At 38.9% G+C, this 2,191-nt stretch carries 1 protein-coding gene; it reads right to left on the bottom strand.

The features are described 5' to 3' along the window. Positions 1-2,191 (bottom strand): putative Ig domain-containing protein (locus SMIDD26_RS10595; RefSeq protein WP_167747527.1); only part of this gene is annotated, 2,191 nt, incomplete at both ends.

Below are 2,191 nucleotides of genomic sequence, written 5' to 3'. Positions count from 1 at the left end.
GCGTCCGTTTGCTCCAGCTGCTCCATCTTGACCATCTTTAATAACAGCAGTTCCTAGAACCGTGTCTGTTCCTTCGTCAAACTGATTATTCGTATTCTTATCGCTATAGAACGTAAATGTCGCTTCTTTTCTCTCTTCATTACGATCTACTTTGACTTTTGGTGTTTCGCCGTCTTTACCATTCTTGATAATTGTTTCAACAGGTTTACTACCCGGTTGTGAAATCGTAAGGGTATGAGTTCCGTCATTGTTGTCCTTCATTGTAACTATCGGCGTTGGTGGCGTTAAGTCTACAACATCAATTGTAATGTCTTTTGTTATTGATTTACCTGCCTTTGTCACTGTTACCGGGATATCAAATGATCCAGCTACTGTTGGTGTCCCTGAAATAGTCTTAGTAGACTCATCATAACTTACTCCACCAGGTAATTTCGTTGTATCCACATTAAGCGTAGCTCCATCTGGTACTGTGAAAGTAATTGAACGAATAGATTTTCCTAGCGCAATCATTTGACGAGCATTTTTGATATCTAATGATAATGGATCCGATACTGAGTCATCTACTACCGTTACAGTGATAATCTCTTCCGCACTACCTTTACCTAATGTTTCAGAATCTAATGTTGCTTTTAAACGAACTTTATAGACACCTGGCTTGGTTGGAGTTCCGCTAATTGTACGATTTGCACTGTCATAATGCAGACCAGCAGTTGATTCAAGATAAGAATCTAAGTCTGTTTCTGGTAAATCCACACTTAAATAACGAGCACCTAAATCTGAATGTTCACTGTGAGAAACCACCATATTTTTAATCGTTTCACCCAGACGAATCGTTTGTTCTTTTTCTGTAACATTGATACTTACTGGAAGTGGGCGAACATTAATTTTAATATGTCCCCCCTCTACTGGAGATTCTGCCATTTCTGGGAAAGTAGCTCTATATGGAATTAAGTATTCTCCTACTTTTGTTGGTGTACCTGAAATAGTTCTACTTGCAGAGTCATAAGTAACTCCTGGAGGTAATTGACTTGTATCTACATCTAATCTAGCTTTGCTATCAGAAGGAGTTAAAACTACATTGTCAATAGCAGTTAGAACAGTCTTCTCTTGTTCCTTATTCTCAACTCCAACACTTAAATCACGTGATGTTACATTAATCGTTAATGTTGCACTTGCTGTTGAATTTCCACTAATAGTTGGACTTGTCGCTGTAAATGTCGCTGTATAAGTTCCTACTTTTGTAGGAGTACCTGAAACTGTTTTAGTCGTAGCATCATAGTTCACACCTGGAGGTAGTGAGCCTGAAGTTATCGCTAAATTAGCTCCATCTGCTTTCAACTTAATCGAAGGAAGTTCATCTAAAACTTTTACTGTCTTTGTATTATCAGGAATAGAAAAGTTTAATGGTACACTGTTTACTGTGATATTAATAGTTGCAGTTGCTGACTGAACACTACCCGAAGCAGTTCTTCTATTAACACTGCCATACACGCTGAAAGTCCCTACTTGAGTCGGAGTACCTGTGATTGTTCTTCTGTCCGTAGACCAGCTTAAACCTCTAGGTAAAGTACCTCTAACTGAACTTACAGTTGCATTGGCAGGGATTTTAAGTGTAATCGGAGCTATCTCATTACCTGCTGTAAATGTGTAACTAGCTGTTGGAACATTAAAGTTTCCTGGCGTTACTGTCAAATCAACTACTTTAGTAATGGAAGCCCCATCTTTTGTAGCAGTAACCGGAATCACATAATGTCCTTCATATAATCCTGTACCTGATAATGTTTTGCTATTGCTATCATACATAACACCATCTGGCAGTGTTCCTACTGTGACTGTAGCCCCTTCAGTTGCAGTTGCAACCATATCTGCGAATTTAGTTCCTTCTGAAACTGTTTGCTTATCATTCGTTACAGATAAAGTTAAATCAGAAACTGGTGGAGGGGTAACTGTATAGGTAAAGCTTGTCTTAATCTGACGGCTTTGACCTTCATTATTGGTATAAGTAGCTGTTACAATCGCTGTTTGTGGTGCATCTGTCCGTTTTAAAGCATAACCTGTTAGTCCTGTATTGTCAGCATTAGGACTTAGGTAAAGATGTCCCCCATCAGACTCAACTGATAGACTTGTAATCTTACTACCATTTGTCATTGAAACAGGAATAGTAGGGATAGCTTGCCCTTCTTGCCAGCTT

The sequence above is a fragment of the Streptococcus mitis genome, from assembly GCF_001579035.1.
In the GTDB taxonomy this organism is placed as follows: domain Bacteria; phylum Bacillota; class Bacilli; order Lactobacillales; family Streptococcaceae; genus Streptococcus; species Streptococcus mitis_J.
Note: the sequence above shows the minus strand (reverse complement) of the source record. Positions and strands in the feature narration are given on the sequence as shown.